The organism is Martinezella multihospitum (assembly GCF_900094585.1).
GTDB lineage: Bacteria > Pseudomonadota > Alphaproteobacteria > Rhizobiales > Rhizobiaceae > Rhizobium > Rhizobium multihospitium.
The window spans coordinates 772,461-794,803 of sequence record NZ_FMAG01000003.1 but is presented as its reverse complement, the minus strand read 5'-3'; the positions used below and the strand labels follow the sequence as shown (position 1 = coordinate 794,803).

The following is a 22,343-nucleotide window of genomic DNA, read 5'->3' as shown; positions in this document are numbered from 1 at the left end:
TCATGTCCGATAACCGCATCGCCGTCCTCGTTCCGGGGAAGATACACCCGCGTGTCCTCGAAAGGCTCGGGAAGCAGTTCGACATCGTTTCGGTCGAACGCGACGGCGGCCCCAAGGTCGATGCGGAAACCGCGGCTCGCATCCGCGGTGTTGCCGTTGCGGGTGGCTTCAATGCCGGCTGGATCGATGCCTTTCCGAATCTTGAAGTCATCGCCAATTTCGGCGTCGGCTATGACGGAATCGACGTCAAGCATGCGGCCTCCAGGGGCATTGTCGTCACCAATACGCCTGATGTCCTGAATGACGAGGTTGCAGATACCGCGATCGCCCTGTTGCTGAACACGTTGCGGCAGTTCCCCAAGGCGGAAAGCTGGCTGCGCGAGGGGCGCTGGGTCAAGGAAGGGGCTTTTCCGCTCTCGCCCTTTTCGATGAAGGGACGCCGCATCGGCATCAACGGCCTTGGCCGCATCGGCCTGGAAATCGCGAGAAGACTGGAGCCGTTCAAGGTGAAGATCGGCTATCACACGCGCTCGCCGCGCGACTCCTTGCCCTATGATTACTATCCGACCTTGAAGGAGATGGCGCAGTCGGTGGATACGCTGATTTCCATCGTGCCGAAGACGCCCGAGACGCACAAGGTCATCAATGCCGAGATCCTGTCGGCGCTCGGGCCGCATGGCGTGTTCATCAATGTCGGCCGCGGCTGGTCCGTTGACGACGACGCGCTGATAACAGCCCTCGGAAACGGTACGCTGGGCGCCGCTGGCCTAGATGTCTTCTACGACGAGCCCAACGTCCCCACGGGCTATCTCTCGTTGCCCAACGTTTCGCTGCTGCCGCACGTGGCCTCCGCCTCGGTGCCGACGCGCAATGCCATGGCCGATCTCGTCGCCGACAACGTCATCGAATGGTTCGCGAAGGGCCAGCCGCTCACTCCAGTACCGGAAACGCCGGTCAAGCCGCGCGGCTGATCAGACAGCCTTCTGCGGATGGGGAGCGGTCGTGGGCTGCTCCTTGCTCGCAGCATAGTCGCGCACGGCATCGCCGAAGGCGGTGAAGAGCTTCAGCGACGGCGAATCCGTCTCGGCCCAATATTCCGGATGCCATTGCACGCCGACGGCAAAGGCCTTCGCACCGATGACGGAAACGGCCTCGATCGTGCCGTCCTCTGCGAGTGCTTCCACCTGCAGTCTCGGCGCCGTATCGGCGATCGCCTGGCGATGCAGCGAGTTGACGCGTACTTCGCCGGGACCGATGACGCGGGCGATGCAGGAGCCATCCTTGACGAAGACGCTCTGGCGGATCGAATACATGGTATCCCGATCGACATTCGGCGGCTTGCGGTGATCCCAGATGCCCGGCTGGTCCTGGATTTCGCTGGCGAGCGTGCCGCCAAGGGCAACATTCAGCTCCTGAATGCCGCGGCAGATGGCGAGCATGGGAATGGCGCGCTCGATAGCGCGGCGGATGAGTGGCAGCGATGTCGCGTCGCGCGCCGGGTCGAAGGGGCCATCGCTGTCCTTCGCCTCCTTTCCATAGAGAGACGGATGCACATTGGTGGCCGAACCGGAAACGAGCAGCCCGTCGACCCGGTCCAGAATGGCGTCGGCATCATTGTCATCCTCAAGGGCAGGGACGATCAGCGCCATCAATCCCGCAGCCTTCACGGCAGCGCGGACATATTGCAGCTGCACCGCATGCCAACTCGTGCCGTCGAACTCACGGATATCGGCGGGAATGGCGATGATCGGTCTGGGCATGCAAGGCTCCGAAGGCTGCAGACATTCGTTCGTTGGACCTCTGGACGATCATAATGTCGATCCGAGGGCGGATTTACGCCTTACGAACTTACGCGAATACGGCCTGGCCGGCAACGCGCAGTGGTTTTCACCAGGCTTCGTTTCGGCTCGTTACGCCGATGTACAGGAATCGCCATAATGCAGTGCGAGAGCAAACTTGAAAGACCGTGTGCGGCATGGTTAGTTCCATCGCTTGCACTGTGACTGGGAGCGCGCCGTTCCCCAGCAATACCGTCCGTATGGGAGAATTCGATGGATCGCCGTTCCTTCATAAGACGGGCAGGGACCGTTGGCGCAGGTGCTGCAGCCTCCGCGCTCGCCAGCCCGGCTCTGGCCCAGGAATATCCGAAGATCACCTGGAAGATGACCTCTTCCTTTCCCAAGAGCCTGGACACGATCTACGGTGGCGCTGACGATATTGCTGCGCATGTCTCCGACGCGACGAACGGCAATTTCGTCATCCAGACCTATGAAGCCGGAGAGATCGTGCCTGGTGCGCAGGCTGCCGATGCAGTCAGCGCCGGCGCCGTCGATGCCGCGCATACCTGCTCCTATTATTTCTGGCAAAAGGATCCGACCTACGCCATCGGCACGGCGCTGCCGTTCGGCCTCAATGCCCGGCTGACCAATGCCTGGTTCTATCAGGGTAACGGCAATAAGCTGATGAACGAGTTCTATGCCACGCAGGGCATCTTAGGGCTTCCCGCAGGCAACACCGGCGCGCAGATGGGCGGCTGGTTTCGCAAGGAAATCAATACGCTCGACGATCTCAAGGGCCTGAAGATGCGCATCGCTGGCCTGGCTGGCAAGGTGATCGAGAAGATCGGAGTCGTGCCGCAGCAGGATATCCCGGTCAACGGCGTTTATGATGCGCTGAACAAGGGTACGGTCGATGCGGCCGAATGGGTCGGCCCCTATGACGACCTGAAACTCGGCCTGCAGAAGATCGCCAAATACTATTATTATCCCGGTTGGTGGGAAGGCGGCGCCGTGGTGCATGCCTTCTTCAATCTGGAAAAATGGAACGCCCTGCCGAAGAACTATCAGGCAATTCTCGGCGACGCCTGCGCCTTCGCCAACACCAATATGCTGGCGAAATACGACGTCAAAAATCCCCAGGCGCTGAAGGACATCGTGCAGCAGGGGGTCACACTCAGACCGTTCAGCCAGGAGATCATGGAGGCTTGCTTCCAGGCAGCTAGCGCGCTTTATGCCGATCTCTCCAAGTCAAACGATTATTTCAAGCGCATCTATGAGGACCATGTCGCCTATAAGAAGGATGCCTATCTTTGGATGCAGCTTTCCGAGTATACTTTCGATACTTTCATGATGATCCAGCAGCGGGCGGGCAAGCTGTAATCGTATTTCATAAGTCTTTTGCGATATATTGTTTTCTTTATTAGTGATTTAAATATTATATCTGTCTCAAGGGGAGCCGGGAATCATTGCGTCAGTGCGTGCTGATCATAATCCAGCTTCAACTTAAGCTGCCGCTTTGATTGGAAAATCTGTCCGAATGGGCTCTGTTCGGGCAAGTAAATTTTAAAGGGTTTCCACTAGGGTGTCCGCCGCATCAGGGGAAGTCTGAATGAAGCCTCCAAGCCCGGACACCGTGCCGACGGATATTTATCTGTCGTTCGTCAGTTCGCTTTTCGGAAACCGCAAAACGCTCTTCACGGGCGTGTTCGTTCACATCCTGACATATGTCCTCGTTTTCCTGGGCACGCATGCCGGCATCTATCTGGCTTTTTGCGTGGCGTTTGCGGTTGTCTTTGGCTTACGCATCCATTTGTTCCGGCTGTTCGACGCCGCGGACAAGAATGATCTTACGCGCGCCGATATTGCCGGCTGGGAAACGCGCTATGTGATCGGCGCGGCGGCGACGGCGACCATCCTCGGCATCGGCAGCGGCTATGCCATCCTCATCCTGCAGAATCCGCTGGCCGAATTCATCTGCATTGCCGTCACGATGGCATCGATGGTGTCGATCGTCGGCCGCAACTATGGTTCGCCTCGGGCGGTCGATCTTCAGATTCTGGCCTGCTGCGTGCCAATCATCATTGCCTGCCTGCTATTGCAGCAGCCTTACAAGGCAATCGCGTCTCTCATGCTCATTCCGTTCGGGCTGACGACGCGCGCAATGGCGAATGGCATGCGCGAATTTCTCTACCGGAACATCATCGCTTCGCGCGAGATATCGCTGATGGCCGACAGGTTCGACACCGCGCTGAACAGCATGACGCACGGGCTGTTCATGCTGGATGCCCAGAACCGCATTCTGGTCGTCAATCGCAAGGCATGCGAGCTCCTCAATTTTGCCGATCCACAGCGGCTCAAGGACTGCGAATTCGATGTCGTTCTACGCTACGGCGCCCGTCACGCCTTCATCGATGGATCGCTGCCCGGACTCATCCAGCGGCAGCTGGCACAGCTTGTCAGCGGCACGCTGTCGCGAACGCTCATTCAATTCAACGAGGATCAGTTCCTTGAATTTTCGGCCAGTCGCCGCGCCGACGGGATCGTCATCCTGATTTTCGAAGACGTGACGGTGCGTATCCGGGCGGAGCGCAAGATCCTGCATATGGTGCGCTACGACCCTTTGACGGGGCTGCCGAACCGCGAATATTTCATGGATCTGGTCAAGGAGAGACTGGTTGCACGCAAGCGGGAAAGCCGCATCGGTATTCTGGTTCTCGATATCGATGACTTCAAACACGTCAACGATACCAAGGGGCATGTTGCCGGGGACCGCCTGCTGGTCGCCATAGCCGAGCGCCTGAAGCAGCTTGCCGGCACCGCAGCGATTGCCGCTCGTCTTGTCGGCGATCAATTCGTGCTGTTCTTTCCGAATGAAGACGATGCCCCGGATATTGATGCCCGCATCCGTACCCTGCATGCGGCAATGGCCGGCACCTACAGCGTCGAAGACAGCAGTTTCCGGATTTCCGTCAGCGGTGGGTACATGACCATGTCCAGCCGGGAATTCCGCCCGGAGGAGTGGCAGATCAAGGTCGATCTCGCGCTCTTCGATGCCAAGTCGCGGATGAAGGGCGGCTGCAGCGCCTTCGAACAGGAGATGGATGCGCGCTATGTCGAGCGGCAGAAGCTGCAGGATGACTTGCGCGAGGCGGTGGAAACCGGCGGGCTTCAGGCCGTCTATCAGCCGATGTTCACGCCGGATGGCTCCCGCATCGAATGCTGCGAGGCGCTTGCCCGCTGGATTCATCCGGAAAAGGGCTCGATCCCGCCCGATCTTTTCGTACAGGTTGCCGAGGAAATGGGCATCGTTGCCGGCATAACCCGCTTCATGGTCAATCAGGCCTGCAAGGATTGCGCTTCATGGCCTGCGCCGCTCGCGGTTTCCGTCAATCTCTCGGCACAGGATCTGCGCAATGGCGAAATTGTCAAAATCGTCATGGCGGCGCTTGATGCATCAGGATTGGAGCCGTCCCGCCTGCATCTCGAGGTTACTGAAAGCTGCCTGATGGATGAGGTGGCGACCGTTCGTTCCATCCTCGCCGATCTGCGCGCCAAGGGCATCACGATTGCGATCGACGATTTCGGAACGGGATTTTCCAGCCTCAGCTATCTTGATACCCTGCCTGTGGATGTCGTGAAGATCGACCGGTCCTTCGTTCGTGACATCACGACGGATAGCCGCCGTTTCAAGCTGCTATGCGGCATCGTCGATCTTTCCCGCGCGCTCAGCCTTCATATCGTGATCGAAGGCGTCGAGACGCTGGAGCAGCTGGCACTGGTCGTCGAGCGGAACCTGGCGGATATCATCCAAGGCTATGTATTTTCGCCTCCGGTGCCGCAGGAGCAGGTCCTCGAGAGGGTGGCCAGTCTTAACCGGCGGCAGTCGGGCGCCGGCAGAATCCTGCCGTCTGATGTCACGACCTAGCCGGCGTCGTCGTTTCGATGCGGGCGTATTCGAAATCCGCCTGCGATTCCGTCATCCTATGCCCGCCTGCGACCTTCTCGTGCATTGCATTTTTCCTCGCTTTGTGTAACCCCTCGGTGGAGGAAATTGGTTGCGGTATCCGCTCGCGGGTTACCTCAACTTTTGAGGACGAACTCCAGCTGGCAGCTATATCATCTGTCGGCGGAGAGGATTGAGGGGAGAATTCTGAATGGCCGAACATCACACTGGACCCGCCGAAGTGGGCGCTCCCATGGACTACAAGGAGCATGAGAAGACCTATAATCTTTTCATCTCGGGCGCCAAGGTCGGGTCTGCGATCGTTGCCGCGTTGTTGATCGCCATGGCGGCCGGTTTCTTTGGTCATGCCGGTTTCCTCGGCGGCGTTCTGATATTCATCGTTCTGACCATCGCCAGCGTCGTCCTGTTGCGCTGATATTGCAGCGCTGACCGATGCCGGGCCGATCGCCCGCGCTTTCCCATGATTCTGCAGGCTACAGCGCCGCCGCATTCAAGAGCGGCGCCGTCTGATGCGAGGTGTCGTCGTTGAGCAATCTGGTTTTCGTGGCCAAGGAAAGCGTGGCGGAGGAGACGCGTGTTGCGGCTTCCGTCGAGACGCTAAAGAAGATGAAGAACCTGGGTTTCGACGTGGTGATCGAAGCCGGCGCGGGGACTTCATCGCGCATTCCGGATACCGAGTACGAAGCCGTCGGCGCCCGGATCGGTTCCATCAAGGATGCGAAGGCGGCGGATGTCGTCCTCAAAGTGAGACGCCCCACGAGCAAGGAGATCTCCGGCTACAAGAGCGGCGCCATCGTCATCGCCATCATGGACCCCTATGGCAACGAAGCCGCTCTTGCCGAGATGGCGCGCGCAGGGCTGACGAGCTTCGCCATGGAGCTGATGCCGCGCATCACCCGCGCACAGTCGATGGACGTGCTGTCGTCGCAGGCCAATCTCGCAGGGTATCAGGCCGTGATCGAGGCTGCCGCCGTCTATGACCGGGCGCTGCCGATGATGATGACGGCGGCGGGTACGGTGCCGGCGGCAAAGGTCTTCGTCATGGGCGCCGGCGTTGCTGGGCTGCAGGCGATCGCCACCGCGCGGCGCCTGGGTGCGCTCGTTTCGGCGACGGACGTACGGCCGGCTGCGAAGGAGCAGGTCGCTTCGCTCGGCGCAAAATTCGTCGCGGTCGAGGACGAAGAGTTCAAGGCGGCAGAGACTGCCGGCGGCTATGCCAAGGAAATGTCGAGAGAGTATCAGGCGAAGCAGGCGGCGCTTGTCGCCGATCACATCGCCAAGCAGGATATCGTCATTACCACGGCGCTCATTCCTGGCCGGCCGGCGCCGCGCCTTGTCGGGCGCGACATGCTGAAGGCGATGCGCCCGGGCGCCGTTGCCGTCGACCTTGCGGTCGAACGCGGCGGCAATATCGAGGGTGCCGAATACGGCAAGATCGCCGATGTCGAGGGTGTACGAGTGATCGGATATCCCAATATGGCCGGCCGGATCCCGGCCAGCGCCTCGGCCCTCTATGCCAAGAACCTCGTCACCTTCCTGGAGACGATGGTCGACAAGGATACGAAGAGCCTCGGCCTCAATCGCACCGATGAGCTGATCAAGGCGACGATGCTGACCGACGGCGGCGAGGTCGTGAACCCGAATTTCGTCGATCCCGACCAGCCGACCATCAAGAAGGGAGATCTCTGAGATGGCCAGCCAAGCAATGGACCAGGCACTCCAGCAATTGAACGATGCGGTCACGGCCGTCAGGACCGCCGCGGCACAGGCGCCCGAGGTTGCCAGCGCCGCAACCGGCGGAGCGATCGATCCCTTCGTCTTCCAGCTTGCCATCTTCGTTCTTGCGATCTTCGTCGGCTATTACGTCGTCTGGTCGGTGACGCCGGCCCTGCACACGCCGCTGATGGCGGTCACGAACGCCATTTCCTCGGTCATCGTCGTCGGCGCGTTGTTGGCGGTGGGCATTTCAGCGAGCGGTCTCGCCACGGGCTTCGGCTTCGTGGCGCTGGTGCTCGTCTCGGTCAACATCGTCGGCGGCTTCCTTGTCACCCAGCGCATGCTGGCGATGTACAAGAAGAAGGACAAGTGAGGGCGGCATGCTGAGCAATATCGCGGCTTTCCTCTATCTCGTCTCGGGCGTGCTGTTCATCCTGGCGCTGCGTGGCCTGTCGCATCCGGCTACCAGCCGGCGCGGCAATCTCTACGGCATGGTCGGCATGGGCATCGCCATCGCCACGACGCTGGTGCTGGCGACGCCATCCTTCGGCGGCTTCGTACTCATCATCCTCGGTCTTGCCATCGGCGGCGGGGCAGGGGCTTACATTGCGCGCGTCATCCCAATGACGTCGATGCCGCAGCTTGTGGCCGGTTTCCACTCGCTGGTCGGTCTTGCAGCCGTCCTCGTGGCCGCTTCGGCGCTTTATACGCCGTCCTCCTTCGGGATTGGCAGTATCGGTTCCATCCACACGGAAGCGCGCATCGAAATGGCGATCGGCGTCGCGATCGGCGCGCTGACCTTCACTGGTTCGATCATCGCCTTCCTGAAACTCGATGGGCGCATGTCCGGCAAGCCGATCCTGCTGCCGAACCGACACATCATCAATGCTGCCCTGCTTGTGCTGATCGTGGTCTCCATTATCAGCCTGGCGGCGAACGAGAGCCATCTCGCCTTCTGGGCGATCGTCGCGCTGTCGTTGCTTCTCGGCGTGCTGTTGATCGTGCCGATCGGCGGTGCCGACATGCCCGTCGTCGTGTCGATGCTGAATTCCTATTCCGGCTGGGCTGCCGCCGGCATCGGCTTCACGCTCGGCAATCTCGCGCTCATCATCACCGGCGCGCTCGTCGGGTCGTCGGGTGCGATCCTGTCCTACATCATGTGCAAGGGCATGAACCGCTCCTTCATCTCGGTCATTCTCGGCGGTTTCGGCGGTGAGACGGCCTCGGGTGGGGCCGACAATTCCGACAAGACGGTGAAGCTCGGTTCGGCCGAGGATGCCGCCTATCTGATGGCGAATGCGTCCAAGGTCATCATCGTTCCCGGCTATGGCATGGCGGTGGCACAGGCCCAGCATGCGCTGCGCGAAATGGCCGACAGGCTGAAGGCGCACGGCGTCGAGGTGAAATACGCTATCCACCCTGTGGCGGGCCGCATGCCCGGCCATATGAACGTGCTGCTCGCCGAGGCGAACGTGCCTTATGACGAGGTGTTCGAGCTCGAAGACATCAACTCGGAATTTGCCCAGGCCGATGTCGCCTATGTCATCGGCGCCAACGACGTCACCAATCCGGCGGCGCGAGACGACAAGACATCGCCGATCTACGGCATGCCGATCCTCGACGTTGACAAGGCCAAGACCTGCCTCTTCGTCAAACGTTCGCTCGGCTCCGGCTATGCCGGCATCGACAATACGCTTTTCTACAAGGACGGCACGATGATGCTGCTCGGCGATGCGAAGAAGGTAACCGAGGAAATCGTCAAGGCGATGAACGAGTAAGCGTCTGGCTGCTTTAGCGCCTCGCAAAAAAATCGAATCTTTTTTCGAGCCTCCGTCGATTCTGCCGAGGCTCGTTCGTCGTGTGGTATGTTCTAACCAACCAAGGAGACAGAACCCATGCGATTCATGATGCTGATGATCCCCGGTGGCTACGCTTCCGCTGCTTCCGACAGCATGCCCGGTGCGGAAGCCGTCGAGTCCATGATGAAATACAATGAGGCGCTGAAGAAGGCCGGTGTGCTTTTGGCGCTCGACGGGCTGCATCCGCCGTCCTCCGGGGCTCGCGTGAGCTTCAAGGGCGGAAAGCCTGCCGTCGTCGATGGTCCGTTCGCCGAGGTCAAGGAAGTGCTGGGCGGCTATTGGGTCATCGACGTGCGTTCGCGCGACGAGGCCATCGAGTGGGCGCGCCGCTGCCCGGCAGGGGAAGATGACGTCATCGAGGTTCGCCGCATCTTCGAACTCAGCGAATTTCCGGAGGATGTGCAGAAGGTGGCTGAAGGCTTCGATGAGCTGAGGGGGTGACCACGTCGGGTACCATAGAAGCGGTCTGGCGGATCGAGCAGCCAAAGCTCGCCGCCAGGCTGAATCGCCTGCTGCGGGATATCGGCCTTGCCGAGGAGATCGCGCAGGATGCCTTCGTGCTGGCCCTCGAGCGTTGGCCGCGCGATGGCGTGCCGCGCAACCCGGCTGCCTGGCTGATGCAGGTCGCCAAAAACCGCGCGCTTGACCGGCTGCGACGCACCACGCTGATCGACGGCAAGAATCGCGAATTCGCCATCGATTTTGCCGCACTTGAACGCGAGACACCGGATATCGAGTCCATGCTGGATGAAGATATCGACGACGATCTGCTGCGGCTGATTTTCACCGCCTGTCACCCGGTGCTGCCGGCCGAGCAACGCGCGGCGCTTGCCTTGCGGCTGCTGGGCGGACTGTCCACGCAGGAGATCGGTCGCGCGTTCCTATTGCCTGAACCGACGATTGCCCAGCGCATCGTGCGCGCCAAGCGGACGCTGCGCGAGGCCGGCATTGCTTTCGAGACGCCACGCGGCGAGGAGCGGCGGGAACGTCTCGCCGCAGTGCTGGAGGTGGTCTATCTGATCTTCAACGAGGGTTATGTCGCAACGGAGGGGCCGCATTGGCTGCGGGCCGATCTGTGCGGCGAAGCCATGCGCCTGGGACGCTCTCTGGCGGCGCTGATGCCGCACGAGCCGGAGGTGTTGGGGCTGGTTGCGCTCATGGAGCTGCAGGCGTCTCGCTTTGCCGCTCGGGTCGACGGATCGGGCAATCCGATCCTGCTGCTTAATCAGGACCGTAGCCGGTGGAATTGGTCGTTGATCCGCAGCGGTCTCGATCAGCTCGGCCGCGCCATGGTTCTGACGACGATGCCCGGCCCTTATCTGCTGCAGGCGATGATCGCTGCCTGCCACTCCCGCGCAGCGACCGCGGCCGATACCGACTGGATCGCCATCGCCGCTTACTATCAGGCATTGGCGCTCGCAGCACCATCGCCGATCGTCGAAATCAATCGGGCGGTCGCCGTCGGCATGGCATTTGGCGCTCCACAGGGTCTTGCCATCGTCGATGTGCTCAAGGACGAGCCGCGCCTGAAGGAATCGCATCTGCTGCCGACGGTGCGGGGCGATCTTCTCGCGAAGCTTGGGCGAATGGAGGAGGCTCGGGTGGAATTTTACCGCGCCGCCGAATTGACTGGTAACGAGCGGGAGCGCGTGCTGCTTTTAGCCCGCGCCGAGGCTTCCGTCATTCGGATATAAGCATCAGCTTCGCTGCCGTTCCATCATGCTGCGCGGTGCGGTCAGTATCCAGACGAGGCCAGCCGGGCGGAAATCGACTTCGACATGGCCGCTGAAGGATGCCGCGGCATGGGTTTTCGTGACGGTCGTGCCGAAGCCGGTATCGCTCGGCGGTTTGACCGGCGGACCGCCACTTTCGGTCCAGACGAAGCGAATCATGGTGCCGGTTGCAGCGGCTTCGTTCGTCCATTCGATGGTGATTTTGCCTTCGGGTGCGGAAAGCGCGCCATATTTGACCGAATTGGTGGCAAGCTCGTGCAGGACCAGGCCGAGATTCTGCACCGCTTCCGGCTTCAGCAGGAAGTCATTGCCGAGAACGTCGAGCTGCTGAGGTCCCTGCAGGAAAGTCGCGAGGTGGATGTCGATCACGCGGCGAAGCGAGACGCCGGACCATTGTTCGCTGGTCAGCACCTCGATCGAGCGCGCCAGGCCTTCCAGCCGGTCGGCGACGGCTCGCTGAAACGTATCGACGCTGTCCGTCTGCCGCGCGAGCTGACGCGTCATTGCCTGAGCGAGCGCCAGCAGATTCTTGGTGCGGTGGACGAGCTCGTGCATGACGAAATGCAGCCTGTCCTCGGTGACGCTGCGGTCGAAGGATGCGTTGGAAAGCGCAACAGCCACCTGGTTTGCCTCGATGACGCTGGTGTCGATCGGCGCCACGATCTCGCCGCGGCCCATGCGGTCCGCCATGTCGGCAATGTCCTGTATGGTGGTGCGCACCTGACGTGCCAGGGCATAGACGGCGATCAGCGCGATCAGCAACAGCGTCACACCGCCATAGATCAGAAAGCGCCAGGTGCTCATCAGCGAAGCCTGCGCAGAGGCGATCGGACCCCAGACGACGGCTTTCCAGGACCAGCCTGAGATTTGCGCATAACCGAGCACCGCGTTCGGCAGGACTTTGTCATCCTGATAGACGCCGCTGGACGCGATCAGTTTCGGCAGGATGTTCTTATTGAATGCGTCACCCGGGGCGAGGGTCGTCGGGCCACCGGCGGCAACGACATGGCCGGATTTGTCCAGAACGGCGGCAGACCAGCCGGGTGGCAGGGCTTCCGTCGTCACGAGCTTGGCGAGCTCGTCCGCATCCTGTGTTACCGCCAAAGCGGCGCCGGCCGGCGAATGTTCGAGGGGCAAGGTGACGTTATAGACCCAGCGGCGGGCGGTCGAGCCCACGAAGACATCGGATGCCTCGATGCGGCCGGAGTCCAGTGCCGATTGAAGCGCGGCGATGTTGCCGGTCTTGCCGAGTGGCTTACCGAGCGGCCAGCGGGTATTCAGCCGGAGCTGGCCATCCTTTTCCATAAGCAGCACGAAAAGCGAATCGGTGCGCAATACCGTTTCCGTGCGGGCGAAGAAGGTGGCGATGTCGTTGCGCTCGAGTTCCGGCGAGGAAGACAGGAGGCGCAACGTCGTCGCCATGTCTTGCAATTGGCGATCGATGACGCGCGAAAGCGCCTGCGCATCCTGAACCGTGTCGCCTTTCAGAGCATCGCGTTCATTATCTTCGAGTTGGACCAGAAGCAGCGCGACGAAGGCGAGAATAGGCAAAGCAATCGCCAGGGCTATGGCGATCAGATAGGCACCAATCGACGCTTTCGGAAAATGCGGCTTCCTCATAGGGCGATCAACCGATCGTGCCTCCATGAGGGTCCGATGCGCTGGCAAACGCGAAGAGAATGGTATTGGTCATCATGCCAAGCGCCCCCGTGCCCAGATCCGAGCTACATGCTCCTGAAGCGCCATGTTAGGGCCCGGTAATTTTCCTTGCAACATCTGAAAAGTCATTATTGCGAAATCATAAGCGATCTCGGGTATTTACGACTATGGCAATGCATCCCTGAAGTTGCGCCGACAAGTCTTGTGTTCGAGCTACGCAAAGCGTGAGAGGCGGAAAGGAGCAAGCTCGTCAGCCTCGCCACCATCGATGATCTCCTGCGCAGCGAGCAGGCCGACGAGCGGCGCCAGTGTGACGCCGGAGTGAAGGACTGCGAGGTAGAGGCCAGGTGCCGCACCGACACCACCCAGAATCGGAAGGCCGTCTTTCGGCGTCGGGCGATAGCCGATGGTGTAGAAATCAAGCTCCAGCGCCTCGCCGCCCTTCAATGTCGTTTTGACCCTGGCGAAAAGATCGTCGGCTGCTACTTGTGGATCGCTGCCGGGATCGGTGCCGCCGAAGTCGCCGCCAGCGATGATGCGCCCCTCCGCCGTCTGGCGCAAATGCAGTTCCGGCGCCATCACCAAGCCATTCAGCATTTTCTGCACGGGGCGGGAATGGACGATGAGTCCTGGAGGCGTTTCCAGCGGCACGAGAATATCCGCCGAGGCCGCAAGTGCTGGCGTGCCCGCACCGGCGGCCAGAACGACATGATCGGCCCACATTGGCCCTTCGCTCGTTTCAATACCGATAATTCGCTTGCCCTCTCTGAGCAGACTTCTGACCTCGACGCCGGATGATAGGATCGCGCCCCGACGGCGGGCGTCTTCCAGCAGTAGCTTGGAGGCCGCAACGGGTTCGACAGCGCCTTCCTCGGCAACATGCAGGGCATAATCCGGCGGATTGGCGAGGCTCGGTTCGATCATCGCGATTGTCGCCCGGTTGACCGGCTGTATGCCATAGCCCCAGCCATGGTGTTGTGCCGCATAGGCGTCGAGCTCTGCCTCGGGCAGATCCCAGGACAGGCCGCCGCACCAGGACAAGGGAAGATCCGGCAGATCGTCTTGAAGCCGCGACCATTCCGCCATCGATCGACGACGGAGCTGGAAATAGAATTCCGGATTGCCCCAGCTCGCATTGATCCAGGCGAAGGAGTTCGGAGTTGCAACGCCGCCGGTCTGCTGCGCGACCACCGTCACGGATGCGCCCTTGCGACCGAGATGCCAGGCGATGGAGGCACCGATGATTCCGGCGCCGACGACGATGATTTTTTGCGGGGAGGGCATGTCTTTGTCTCGCTTGAATGGGTGAGCCGAGACTACAGCATGTCGCGTAAAACCGTGCAGCGGTTTTGCGATAGCGACATGCACAAAATCAAAGACCTGGAGCTTGGGAAGCGAATCTGAGAGATCGCGATGCGCTTTCGGCCTTTGCCGAGGGAAGGAAAAGCCGCCGGGCAGGGATTGCCGGCGGCTGATTGTCTTGTTGCTATGCTCCTATATCAGGAGCTGGCGCCGACACGTGCCAGGCCATCTCTGGCGGGCTGGTAGTTCGGATCGAGATTGACCGCGTGCTGATAGGAGCGGCGTGCTTTTGCCTTGTCGCCCTTGCGCTCGTAGACGAAGGCCTGGTTCGCCCAGGATTCGGCGACCTTGTTGTTCAGGTCGATGGCATGGTTGAAATCGGCGAAGGCATTGTCGTCGTCGTTCTGCGCGAGATAGGAAATGCCGCGGCTGTTGTAAGGCTCCGGCGAATTCGGCGAAAGCGAGATCGCCTTGGAGAAATCGTCGATCGCCTTATCCTGCTGATTGCGCTTCTGGAAGATCACGCCGCGGCCGTTATAGGCGCGGCCGTCCGTGGTGCCGAGGTTGATCGCCTTCGAATAATCATTGAAGGCGTCGTTGTCGCGGCCGGCCTGGCGGTAGAGATTGCCGCGGCCGATATAGGCAACATCGTAATTGCCGTTGATCTGCAGCGCCGCATTATAGTCCGCGACCGCTTCCGGCAGCTTGCCCATGTTGCGATAGATGAGCGCGCGGTTGGCGTAGGCCTGGTAGAACTTCGGATTGAGCTGGATCGCCTGATTGAAGTCGGCAAGAGCGCGGTTGAAATCGCCGCCGCGGCCATAGGCCGTGCCGCGAACATTGTAGCCTTCCGGATCCTGCGGATTGGCATTGATGACCGATGTCAGCGAGGCGATATTCTCCGAAGAGCCCTGCGCCTTGTCGATCTGGATCACGTTATCTGTGGTGGCAGTCTGGCAGCCGGAAAGGCTGATTGCGGCAAGTATCGCCAAGGCAGGCAGGGCCGCGGCGCGCTTCGAAACGAATAAGGAGAGGTTCGAAGTGCGGAACTTTACGGAAGTCGTCATTGCCATTATCGGGTTCGCTTTCCCCATGCGTCATATCAGGCTGTTCTGATTTAATCCGATTTGCGTAGAGAATAAATCAAAAAGGCGGCGGCGAACGACTCGCCCCCGCCACACATGCATCTGAAAACGTCGAAAAAACGGCGATTACTTGGCAACAAGGCCTTCGCGCTGAGCGCGCTTGCGAGCAAGCTTGCGAACGCGACGAACAGCTTCAGCCTTTTCGCGAGCACGCTTCTGCGACGGCTTTTCGTAGTAGTCGCGCATCTTCATTTCGCGGAAAATACCTTCGCGCTGCATCTTCTTCTTGAGAGCGCGGAGAGCCTGGTCGACATTGTTATCGCGGACAAGTACCTGCACGAGAATCACGTTCCTTTGGTTTGGTTGATGCCAGCGGCGACGGCAGCGCCAGGAGGCAAAAATATAACGTTCGCGCGGCCGCAGCCTTGCGATTGGTTAGGCGAGATAGCAGATCGGTTTGTCAAAGTCTAGCCAGATCGTGACTTTGCAGAGGAAAAAGCGGTTTGTCGAGTACCGAATTCAGCCAGCCATGCCTGTGGCGCTTCCACGAAGCTGTTGAATTAATGGTTGGCGGCGCCCGATGTTTGCGACATTGACATGCTTCTGTGAGTATGTCGGATCACAGTCATTCGTGTCCTACGACGATTGCACCATCCGAAGCAATTGTCCGGAGCAAGGGGGGAATCACTTTATGAAATCGCTCGGCCTTGCTGTCGTTGGGAGGCTGTTCGCTGCATCGCTGTTTGCCGTCGCCGTTCTCGTCGCAACGCAAGCGCCTGTCACGGCCGGCGAAGTCCGCTTCGGCAAGAACGTCCGGGTCGGCGGCCATGACTTTTCCAACCAAACGTTTGATAGCAAGCATCGTGCGAAAATCTATCTTTACAAGGGAAAGCCGCGGAATGAGGGATGTGTCTGGCGCAAGGATGGCCATGGCGGGCGGGTGAAGGTCTGTCATCTGCAACGCAAATAGGTCTGCCAAGCAGTCATGGGCAGACCACTCGGTTGAATGGCAATTTTAACCGTGTCGAAAGACGGTCCTGAATGCGTCGCAAAAGAGCCGTTGTGTCGGTTTTCGATTTGCGATTTGTATGACCCACAAAAAGGGCTCTTGCCTGAAGGAGTTGAGGGCGAATGCGTAAATACTCGGTTTTTGCCGTGGCACGGGAAGCGATGCGGGCTCACAAGGGCTGGGAGGCTCAATGGACCTCGCCGGAGCCGCGCAAGGAGTATGACGTCATCATCGTCGGCGCCGGCGGTCATGGCCTGGGTGCGGCCTACTACCTCGCCAAGGAGCACGGCATCACCAATGTTGCTGTCATTGAAAAGGGCTGGCTCGGCGGCGGCAATACCGGCCGCAACACGACCATCATCCGCTCGAACTATCTCTATGAAGAGAGCATGCACATCTACGAGCATTCGATGAAGCTCTGGGAGGGGCTGTCTCAGGATCTCAATTATAACGTTATGTATTCGCCGCGCGGCGTGATGATGCTGTCGCACAATGTGCACGACCAGCAGTCCTTCAAGCGGCATATTCACGCCAACCGCCTCTACGGCATCGACAATGAATGGCTGACGCCGGAACAGGCGAAAGCCTATTGTCCGCCGCTCGATATTTCGAAGACGGCCCGCTATCCGATCAATGGCGCCGCCCTGCAGCGTCGCGGCGGCACGGCGCGTCACGATGCGGTTGCCTGGGGCTTTGCCCGCGCTGCTTCCGATCGCGGCGTTCACATCATCCAGAATTGCGAAGTGACCGGCATCCGTCGTGGCCCGGATGGCCGAGTGACTGGTGTCGACACGAGCAAGGGTTTCATCGGCGCCAAGAAGGTCGGCGTTTCGGCGGCGGGCCACACCACCGTCGTCATGCAGATGGCGGGCGTCCGTGTGCCGCTGCAGTCGAGCCCGCTGCAGGCGCTGGTCTCCGAGCCGCTGAAGCCGATCTTCCCCTGCGTCGTCATGTCGAACACGGTGCATGCCTATATCTCGCAGTCCGACAAGGGCGAGCTCGTCATCGGTGCCGGCACGGACCAGTACAACTCCTATAGCCAGACCGGCGGCCTGCAGATCATCACCCATACGCTGGATGCGATCTGCGAGCTCTTCCCGATGTTCCGCCGCGTCAAGATGATGCGCTCCTGGGGCGGCATCGTCGACAACACGCCGGACCGCTCGGCGATCCAGTCGAAGACGCCGGTGCCGGGCCTCTATGTCAACTGCGGCTGGGGCACGGGCGGCTTCAAGGCGACGCCGGGTTCGGCCAATCTGTTTGCGCATCTCATCGCCCGCGACGAGCCGCATCGGTTCAATGCCGGACTTAATCTGGATCGCTTCCGTACCGGCCGTCTGATCGATGAAGCGGCAGCCGCAGCCGTGGCGCACTGATGCCGACGGCGGTCGGGATCGTTCTTGCGGTCGGGTTTTCATTGCCGGCAGGAGCGGTCGTGACCGAAGTCAACGATCTCTTTCCAGGGGCCGAGGATGTTCGCATGCAGGTGATCCACAAGGCAAAGGACGAGGCGGACTGGCCGTTCACGGCCGAAAGCGGCGTGCTTGCCTGTGTCAAGGTGCTGAAAAAGCCGGCGGTCTATTTCGTGCCGGAGCAGACACCTGAGGCGAAGAGAGCATTTGCGATCGACACAGATCTATTGGGCATGAGCCTGATCAATCTGGGAATGACCGATGTGCTCAAACCCTACGGATCGTTGGAGACGCTGCTGAAGCGCATAACACCATTTGTCACCATGGGACGGCGGCTCTGTGCGCAGCCTCCCGGCACAAGCCTTTCGGGCTCCGAGCTTTAACACAGGTAGAAAACGATGCTGCTGATTTACTGCCCCTATTGCGAGGAAGAGCGTTCGGAACTCGAATTCCGCAACGCCGGCGATGCGCATATCGTGCGGCCGGCCAATATTGCCGGGATCTCGGACGAGGAGTTCGAGGAATATTTCTTCCTGCGCGACAATCCGAAGGGCCTGATCTTCGAGCGCTGGCGGCATATCCATGGCTGCGGCCGCTTCTTCAATGCGGCGCGCGACACGGTGAGCGATCAGTTCTACCGTACCTACAAGGCCGGCGAGCCGAAGCCGGATCCAGCGACGCTGAAGCCCGGCGCCTCCGAGCCGGCGGCACAGCATCAGAACGAACAGGAACAGACGGCACAAACAGAGGGATTTGCTGAATGAGCGGCGCCAATCGTATCGCGGGCAAGGGACGTCTGACGCCGGCCAGAACCGCTCGCTTCACTTTTGACGGCAAGAGCTATACCGCGCTCGAAGGCGACACCGTCGCCTCGGCGCTGCTTGCCAACGGCGTTCATCTCGTCGGCCGGTCGTTCAAGTACCACCGTCCGCGCGGCATTCTTTCGGCTGGGGCCGAAGAGCCGAATGCCTTGCTCGATATCTCCCGCGATGCGGCGCGGCGGCAGCCGAATGTGCGCGCCAGCGTGCAGGAAGTCTTCGACGGTATGAAGGCGCAGTCGCAGAACCGTTGGCCGTCGCTCGCCTTCGATATCGGCGGCGTCAACAATTGGATGTCGCCGTTCTTTGCCGCCGGTTTCTACTACAAAACCTTCATGTGGCCGAAGTCGGCCTGGAAACACATCTATGAGCCCTTCATCCGTCGTGCAGCCGGTCTTGGCGTCGCGCCGACGGAAGAGGATCCGGATCACTATGCCAGCCGCTATGCCCATTGCGACGTGCTCGTCGTCGGTGCCGGCGTCGCCGGTCTTTCCGCAGCGCTCGCCGCTGCCGAAACTGGCGCCAAGGTCATCCTCTGCGACGAGCAGCCGGACGTCGGCGGCGCGCTGCGCTTCGACACCGGCGTCAAGATCGACGGCGTCGAGGGGTATGACTGGGCTCAGGATGCTGTTGCCAAGCTCGAGGCGATGCCGAATGTCCAGGTGCTGACCCGCACGACGGCCTTCGGCTACTACAACCATAATTTCATCGGCCTTGCCGAACGAGTGACCGACCATCTGGCCAAGCCGGGCCGCAACCTGCCGCGCGAGCGTCTCTGGCAGGTTCGCACCAAGCGTGTCATTCTGGCGACGGGTGCCATCGAACGTCATATGGTGTTCCCGAACAACGACCGGCCGGGCATCATGCTCGCTTCGGCCGCGCGCGCCTACCTCAATCACTATGGCGTCGCCGTCGGCGCCAAGATCGGCGTCTATACGGCACATGATTCGGCCTATGAAGCAGCCTTCGATCTGAAGCGTGCTGGTGTTTCCATTGCTGCCATCGTCGACAGCCGCGCGCGGCCGAGCGAGGCAGTGTTGGCTGAGGCAAAGCGGCTCGGCATCGAGGTGATGACCGACTATGCCGTCGTCGATACGGCCGGCAAGCTGCGCGTTTCCTCCATGACGGTTGCGCGCAACGGCAGCTCCGCCAAGCGAAAGATTGCGATCGATGCACTGCTGGTCTCGGCCGGCTGGACGCCATCGGTCCACATGTTCTCGCAATCGCGCGGCAAGCTGAAGTTCGAGGCCGAGAAGCAGCGCTTCCTGCCGGGCACCTATGTTCAGGATTGCCTGTCAGTCGGTGCCTGCAACGGCACGGATGGCTTGCAGGCCGCGATCGAGGAATCGCTGGCAGCCGGCGAACTGATGGCGCGCGCCACCGGAGCCACCAATGGCGGCGAGAAGATCCAGCTTCACGCCGAGCAGGCCTTCGAATGGACCGGCGGCATGATCGGTGCTGCCGAGGGTGCGGGGCCGGACACGAATGCGAAGGCCTTCGTCGATTTCCAGCACGATGTCTGCGCCAAGGACATTCGTCTTGCCGTGCGCGAGGGCATGCATTCCATCGAGCACATCAAGCGCTTCACCACCAACGGCATGGCGTCCGATCAGGGCAAGCTTTCCAACATGCACGGGCTGGCGATTGCCGCCGAGATGCTCGGCAAGGATATTCCGCAAGTCGGTCTCACCACCTTCCGCGCGCCCTACACGCCTGTCACCTACGGCACACTCATCAGCCATTCGCGTGGGCACCTTTTCGATCCCGCCCGCAAGACGCCGCTGCATGCCTGGGAAGAGGCACACGGCGCGATCTTTGAGGATGTCGGCAACTGGAAGCGCGCCTGGTTCTATCCACGTGCCGGCGAGACCATGCATCAGGCCGTCAATCGTGAATGCCGTACGGCGCGCGAAGTGGCCGGCGTGTTCGATGCCTCGACCCTCGGCAAGATCGAAGTGGTCGGGCCGGATGCGGCCGAGTTCCTGAACCTGATCTACACCAATGCCTGGGATACGCTGAAGCCCGGCCGCTGCCGCTACGGCATCATGACGCGCGAAGACGGCTTCGTTTATGATGACGGTGTCGTCGGACGTCTCGCCGATGATCGCTTCCATGTGACGACGACAACAGGCGGTGCGCCGCGCGTCCTGCATCACATGGAAGATTATCTCCAGACCGAATTCCCGCATCTGAAGGTGTGGTTGACCTCGACCACCGAGCAATGGGCTGTCATCGCCGTGCAGGGGCCGAAGGCGCGCGAGATCATCGAGCCGCTCGTCGAGGGGCAGGATCTTTCCAACGAAGCCTTCCCGCATATGAGTGTCGCCGAGTGCAAGGTCTGCGGCGTGCCGGCGCGGCTGTTCCGCGTCTCCTTCACCGGTGAAGTCGGCTATGAAATCAACGTGCCGGCCGACTACGGCCAGTCTGTCTGGGAAGCTGTCTGGGCGCGTGCCGAGCCGCTGGGTGCCTGCGCCTATGGCACCGAGACCATGCACGTGCTGCGCGCGGAAAAGGGCTACATCATCGTCGGCCAGGATACCGACGGCACAGTGACGCCCGACGATGCCGGCCTTGCATGGGCCGTTTCGAAGAAGAAGACCGATTTCGTCGGCATTCGCGGTCTGAAGCGGCCGGACCTCGTCAAGGAAGGGCGCAAGCAGCTCGTCGGCCTCGTCACGCGCGATCCGAAGGTTGTGCTGGAGGAGGGCGCGCAGATCGTCGCCGATCCGAATGAGCAGAAGCCGATGACCATGCTCGGCCATGTCACCTCTGCCTACTGGTCGGAAAATCTCGGCCGCTCCATCGCTTTCGCGCTGGTGGCCGGCGGACGTGAGCGCATGGGCAAGACGCTCTATGTGCCGATGCCCGACAAGACGATATCAGTCGAGGTGACGGATCTGGTGTTCTTTGACAAGGAAGGAGGCCGGATCAATGGCTGATCTCGCTACCCGCAAACTGCCGCTCGCCGGCCGCCATGGCGGCTCCTCGACCGTTCGGCTGACGCCTGCAGCCTCGGCAAGCCGTATCTCGCTGCGCGCGCCAGCCGATTCGGTCGGCGGTCTTTCGCAGGCGCTCGGCCTGCCGCTGCCGACCCGGCCGAAGACCTCGGCCAGCGCCAATGGGCGTCATGCCCTGTGGCTTGGCCCGGACGAATGGCTCGTCATCGATGAGAACGGTGCCGAACTCGTGGGCGTGGCTGGATCGTCCGGCGTCTTGCATTCGGCGACCGATGTCTCGCATCGCAATACCGCTATCATCGTCTCCGGTCCCGGCGCCGAAGCGACGCTTGCCGCCGGTTGCCCGCAGGATGTTTCGCTCGGCGCATTCCCCGTCGGCGCCTGCTCGCGCACGCTGCTCGGCAAGGCGGAAGTGGTGATCTTGCGGCTCGATGAGGAGACATTCCGCGTCGAAGTCTGGCGCTCCTTTTCCGACTTCGCTTTCGGTCTTCTGGCCGAAGGCGCGGAGGATGCGGGCCTTTAGCTTTCTTCCGGACGATCCTTAGGATCGAACTGCGATATGGTCGTCCATGTCGCAGTCAGTGCCGGTTTGCGCTCGTCTTCGATTTCGACAGTTACGTCATAAGTCAGCATCAGCATGTTGGCGCCGCGCAGCCGCGTTTCGGCGAGGGTGAAGCGGCCGCGCACCCGTGCGCCGCACTTGACCGGCGACATGAAGCGGATCTTTTCGAAGCCGTAATTGATGCCCATGGTCTGTTCGCGGATTTTTGGCAGGCCGCTATAGTTCATCGCCGAGAGCAGCGAGAGCGTCAGGAAGCCGTGAGCGATGGTGCCGCCGTAGGGCGTTTCCGCCTTGGCGCGTTCCGGGTCGACGTGGATGAACTGATGGTCGAGCGTCGCATCGGCAAAGGTGTCGATCATCGTCTGGTCGACGGTGATCCAGTCGGAAACGCCGATCTCCGTTCCCGCAAGTTTCATGATTCCTACAAGCGAGATATCGCCGGGCATTCCATCCTCATCAGTCTGTGTCGTCAGAATCCTTTCTGGCGAA

Annotated in this window: 21 protein-coding genes; 15 read left to right on the top strand and 6 right to left on the bottom strand. The window is 60.8% G+C overall.

Going from position 1 to position 22,343, the window contains the following annotated elements:
• Positions 1-2: 2 nt before the first annotated feature.
• A complete protein-coding gene (locus tag GA0061103_RS15435; protein ID WP_092712518.1) occupies positions 3-971 on the top strand; it encodes a 2-hydroxyacid dehydrogenase in 969 nt (322 codons plus the stop codon).
• Here GA0061103_RS15435 and GA0061103_RS15430 read toward each other — a convergent pair whose 3' ends face one another.
• Positions 972-1,760: a gamma-glutamyl-gamma-aminobutyrate hydrolase family protein gene (locus GA0061103_RS15430; protein WP_092712516.1), complete on the bottom strand. Its 789-nt coding sequence runs from the start codon at positions 1,758-1,760 to the stop codon at positions 972-974.
• 291 nt (positions 1,761-2,051) lie between these two features.
• Here GA0061103_RS15430 and GA0061103_RS15425 point away from each other — a divergent pair, with 291 nt between their 5' ends.
• From GA0061103_RS15425 to GA0061103_RS15390, 8 genes are all read left to right on the top strand, one after another.
• Entirely contained in the window at positions 2,052-3,158 is a 1,107-nt protein-coding gene (locus GA0061103_RS15425; RefSeq protein WP_092712514.1) for a TRAP transporter substrate-binding protein, read from the top strand.
• A gap of 229 nt (positions 3,159-3,387) precedes the next feature.
• On the top strand, positions 3,388-5,703 hold the full coding sequence (locus GA0061103_RS15420) for a putative bifunctional diguanylate cyclase/phosphodiesterase (RefSeq protein ID WP_092712512.1): 2,316 nt from the start codon (positions 3,388-3,390) through the stop codon (positions 5,701-5,703).
• Between the two features lie 229 nt (positions 5,704-5,932).
• Complete coding sequence (locus tag GA0061103_RS15415) at positions 5,933-6,157, top strand: aa3-type cytochrome c oxidase subunit IV (RefSeq protein WP_041677669.1); 225 nt, start codon at positions 5,933-5,935, stop codon at positions 6,155-6,157.
• Between the two features lie 110 nt (positions 6,158-6,267).
• A complete protein-coding gene (locus GA0061103_RS15410) occupies positions 6,268-7,431 on the top strand; it encodes a Re/Si-specific NAD(P)(+) transhydrogenase subunit alpha (protein ID WP_092712510.1) in 1,164 nt (387 codons plus the stop codon).
• 1 nt (position 7,432) lies between these two features.
• Positions 7,433-7,831, top strand: coding sequence for an NAD(P) transhydrogenase subunit alpha part 2 (locus GA0061103_RS15405; RefSeq protein WP_092712508.1), 399 nt, complete (start codon positions 7,433-7,435; stop codon positions 7,829-7,831).
• A 10-nt stretch (positions 7,832-7,841) separates the two neighbouring features.
• Positions 7,842-9,236 carry an NAD(P)(+) transhydrogenase (Re/Si-specific) subunit beta gene (locus GA0061103_RS15400; protein ID WP_092712830.1) on the top strand — a complete coding sequence of 465 codons (1,395 nt, stop codon included), beginning with the start codon at positions 7,842-7,844 and terminating at the stop codon, positions 9,234-9,236.
• A 117-nt stretch (positions 9,237-9,353) separates the two neighbouring features.
• A complete protein-coding gene (locus GA0061103_RS15395) occupies positions 9,354-9,758 on the top strand; it encodes a YciI family protein (protein WP_092712506.1) in 405 nt (134 codons plus the stop codon).
• The gene (locus GA0061103_RS15390; RefSeq protein WP_092712504.1) at positions 9,755-11,011 is read left to right on the top strand and encodes an RNA polymerase sigma factor; all 1,257 of its coding nucleotides are present in this window, start codon (positions 9,755-9,757) and stop codon (positions 11,009-11,011) included. The genes GA0061103_RS15395 and GA0061103_RS15390 overlap by 4 nt, the downstream gene beginning before the upstream one ends.
• Before the next feature lie 3 nt (positions 11,012-11,014).
• On the opposite strand, the gene GA0061103_RS15385 is transcribed toward GA0061103_RS15390, so the two are convergent.
• The 4 genes from GA0061103_RS15385 to rpsU all read right to left on the bottom strand — a co-directional run bounded on the left by GA0061103_RS15385 (position 11,015) and on the right by rpsU (position 15,435).
• On the bottom strand, positions 11,015-12,670 hold the full coding sequence (locus tag GA0061103_RS15385; protein ID WP_092712502.1) for a sensor histidine kinase: 1,656 nt from the start codon (positions 12,668-12,670) through the stop codon (positions 11,015-11,017).
• Positions 12,671-12,922: 252 nt separating this feature from the next.
• Complete coding sequence (locus GA0061103_RS15380; RefSeq protein WP_092712500.1) at positions 12,923-13,993, bottom strand: NAD(P)/FAD-dependent oxidoreductase; 1,071 nt, start codon at positions 13,991-13,993, stop codon at positions 12,923-12,925.
• A gap of 215 nt (positions 13,994-14,208) precedes the next feature.
• A complete protein-coding gene (locus GA0061103_RS15375; RefSeq protein ID WP_092712498.1) occupies positions 14,209-15,084 on the bottom strand; it encodes a tetratricopeptide repeat protein in 876 nt (291 codons plus the stop codon).
• A 138-nt stretch (positions 15,085-15,222) separates the two neighbouring features.
• On the bottom strand, positions 15,223-15,435 hold the full coding sequence (gene rpsU, locus GA0061103_RS15370) for a 30S ribosomal protein S21 (protein ID WP_004117638.1): 213 nt from the start codon (positions 15,433-15,435) through the stop codon (positions 15,223-15,225).
• Between the two features lie 352 nt (positions 15,436-15,787).
• On the opposite strand from rpsU, the gene GA0061103_RS15365 reads away from it, so the two are divergent.
• The 6 genes from GA0061103_RS15365 to GA0061103_RS15340 all read left to right on the top strand — a co-directional run bounded on the left by GA0061103_RS15365 (position 15,788) and on the right by GA0061103_RS15340 (position 21,815).
• Entirely contained in the window at positions 15,788-16,066 is a 279-nt protein-coding gene (locus GA0061103_RS15365) for a hypothetical protein (protein ID WP_092712497.1), read from the top strand.
• 161 nt (positions 16,067-16,227) lie between these two features.
• The gene (locus tag GA0061103_RS15360) at positions 16,228-17,481 is read left to right on the top strand and encodes a sarcosine oxidase subunit beta family protein (RefSeq protein ID WP_092712495.1); all 1,254 of its coding nucleotides are present in this window, start codon (positions 16,228-16,230) and stop codon (positions 17,479-17,481) included.
• Positions 17,481-17,900: a hypothetical protein gene (locus GA0061103_RS15355; RefSeq protein ID WP_092712493.1), complete on the top strand. Its 420-nt coding sequence runs from the start codon at positions 17,481-17,483 to the stop codon at positions 17,898-17,900. Before GA0061103_RS15360 ends, GA0061103_RS15355 begins: the two co-directional genes overlap by 1 nt.
• A 15-nt stretch (positions 17,901-17,915) precedes the next feature.
• The gene (locus GA0061103_RS15350) at positions 17,916-18,281 is read left to right on the top strand and encodes a sarcosine oxidase subunit delta (protein ID WP_092712491.1); all 366 of its coding nucleotides are present in this window, start codon (positions 17,916-17,918) and stop codon (positions 18,279-18,281) included.
• On the top strand, positions 18,278-21,274 hold the full coding sequence (locus GA0061103_RS15345; RefSeq protein WP_092712490.1) for a sarcosine oxidase subunit alpha: 2,997 nt from the start codon (positions 18,278-18,280) through the stop codon (positions 21,272-21,274). The genes GA0061103_RS15350 and GA0061103_RS15345 overlap by 4 nt, the downstream gene beginning before the upstream one ends.
• A complete protein-coding gene (locus tag GA0061103_RS15340; protein WP_092712488.1) occupies positions 21,267-21,815 on the top strand; it encodes a sarcosine oxidase subunit gamma in 549 nt (182 codons plus the stop codon). Before GA0061103_RS15345 ends, GA0061103_RS15340 begins: the two co-directional genes overlap by 8 nt.
• Here GA0061103_RS15340 and GA0061103_RS15335 read toward each other — a convergent pair.
• Positions 21,812-22,300, bottom strand: coding sequence for a MaoC family dehydratase (locus tag GA0061103_RS15335; RefSeq protein ID WP_092712486.1), 489 nt, complete (start codon positions 22,298-22,300; stop codon positions 21,812-21,814). The two genes, GA0061103_RS15340 and GA0061103_RS15335, sit on opposite strands and share 4 nt — an antisense overlap.
• Positions 22,301-22,343 lie beyond the last annotated feature (43 nt).

Coding starts and splice junctions, on each gene's coding strand:
- GA0061103_RS15435 (WP_092712518.1), top strand. CDS start 3: ATGTCCGATAACCGCATCGCCGTCCTCGTTCCGGGGAAGATACACCCG.
- GA0061103_RS15430 (WP_092712516.1), bottom strand. CDS start 1,760: ATGCCCAGACCGATCATCGCCATTCCCGCCGATATCCGTGAGTTCGAC.
- GA0061103_RS15425 (WP_092712514.1), top strand. CDS start 2,052: ATGGATCGCCGTTCCTTCATAAGACGGGCAGGGACCGTTGGCGCAGGT.
- GA0061103_RS15420 (WP_092712512.1), top strand. CDS start 3,388: ATGAAGCCTCCAAGCCCGGACACCGTGCCGACGGATATTTATCTGTCG.
- GA0061103_RS15415 (WP_041677669.1), top strand. CDS start 5,933: ATGGCCGAACATCACACTGGACCCGCCGAAGTGGGCGCTCCCATGGAC.
- GA0061103_RS15405 (WP_092712508.1), top strand. CDS start 7,433: ATGGCCAGCCAAGCAATGGACCAGGCACTCCAGCAATTGAACGATGCG.
- GA0061103_RS15395 (WP_092712506.1), top strand. CDS start 9,354: ATGCGATTCATGATGCTGATGATCCCCGGTGGCTACGCTTCCGCTGCT.
- GA0061103_RS15385 (WP_092712502.1), bottom strand. CDS start 12,670: ATGAGGAAGCCGCATTTTCCGAAAGCGTCGATTGGTGCCTATCTGATC.
- GA0061103_RS15380 (WP_092712500.1), bottom strand. CDS start 13,993: ATGCCCTCCCCGCAAAAAATCATCGTCGTCGGCGCCGGAATCATCGGT.
- GA0061103_RS15375 (WP_092712498.1), bottom strand. CDS start 15,084: ATGGCAATGACGACTTCCGTAAAGTTCCGCACTTCGAACCTCTCCTTA.
- GA0061103_RS15365 (WP_092712497.1), top strand. CDS start 15,788: ATGAAATCGCTCGGCCTTGCTGTCGTTGGGAGGCTGTTCGCTGCATCG.
- GA0061103_RS15360 (WP_092712495.1), top strand. CDS start 16,228: ATGCGTAAATACTCGGTTTTTGCCGTGGCACGGGAAGCGATGCGGGCT.
- GA0061103_RS15355 (WP_092712493.1), top strand. CDS start 17,481: ATGCCGACGGCGGTCGGGATCGTTCTTGCGGTCGGGTTTTCATTGCCG.
- GA0061103_RS15350 (WP_092712491.1), top strand. CDS start 17,916: ATGCTGCTGATTTACTGCCCCTATTGCGAGGAAGAGCGTTCGGAACTC.
- GA0061103_RS15345 (WP_092712490.1), top strand. CDS start 18,278: ATGAGCGGCGCCAATCGTATCGCGGGCAAGGGACGTCTGACGCCGGCC.
- GA0061103_RS15340 (WP_092712488.1), top strand. CDS start 21,267: ATGGCTGATCTCGCTACCCGCAAACTGCCGCTCGCCGGCCGCCATGGC.
- GA0061103_RS15335 (WP_092712486.1), bottom strand. CDS start 22,300: ATGCCCGGCGATATCTCGCTTGTAGGAATCATGAAACTTGCGGGAACG.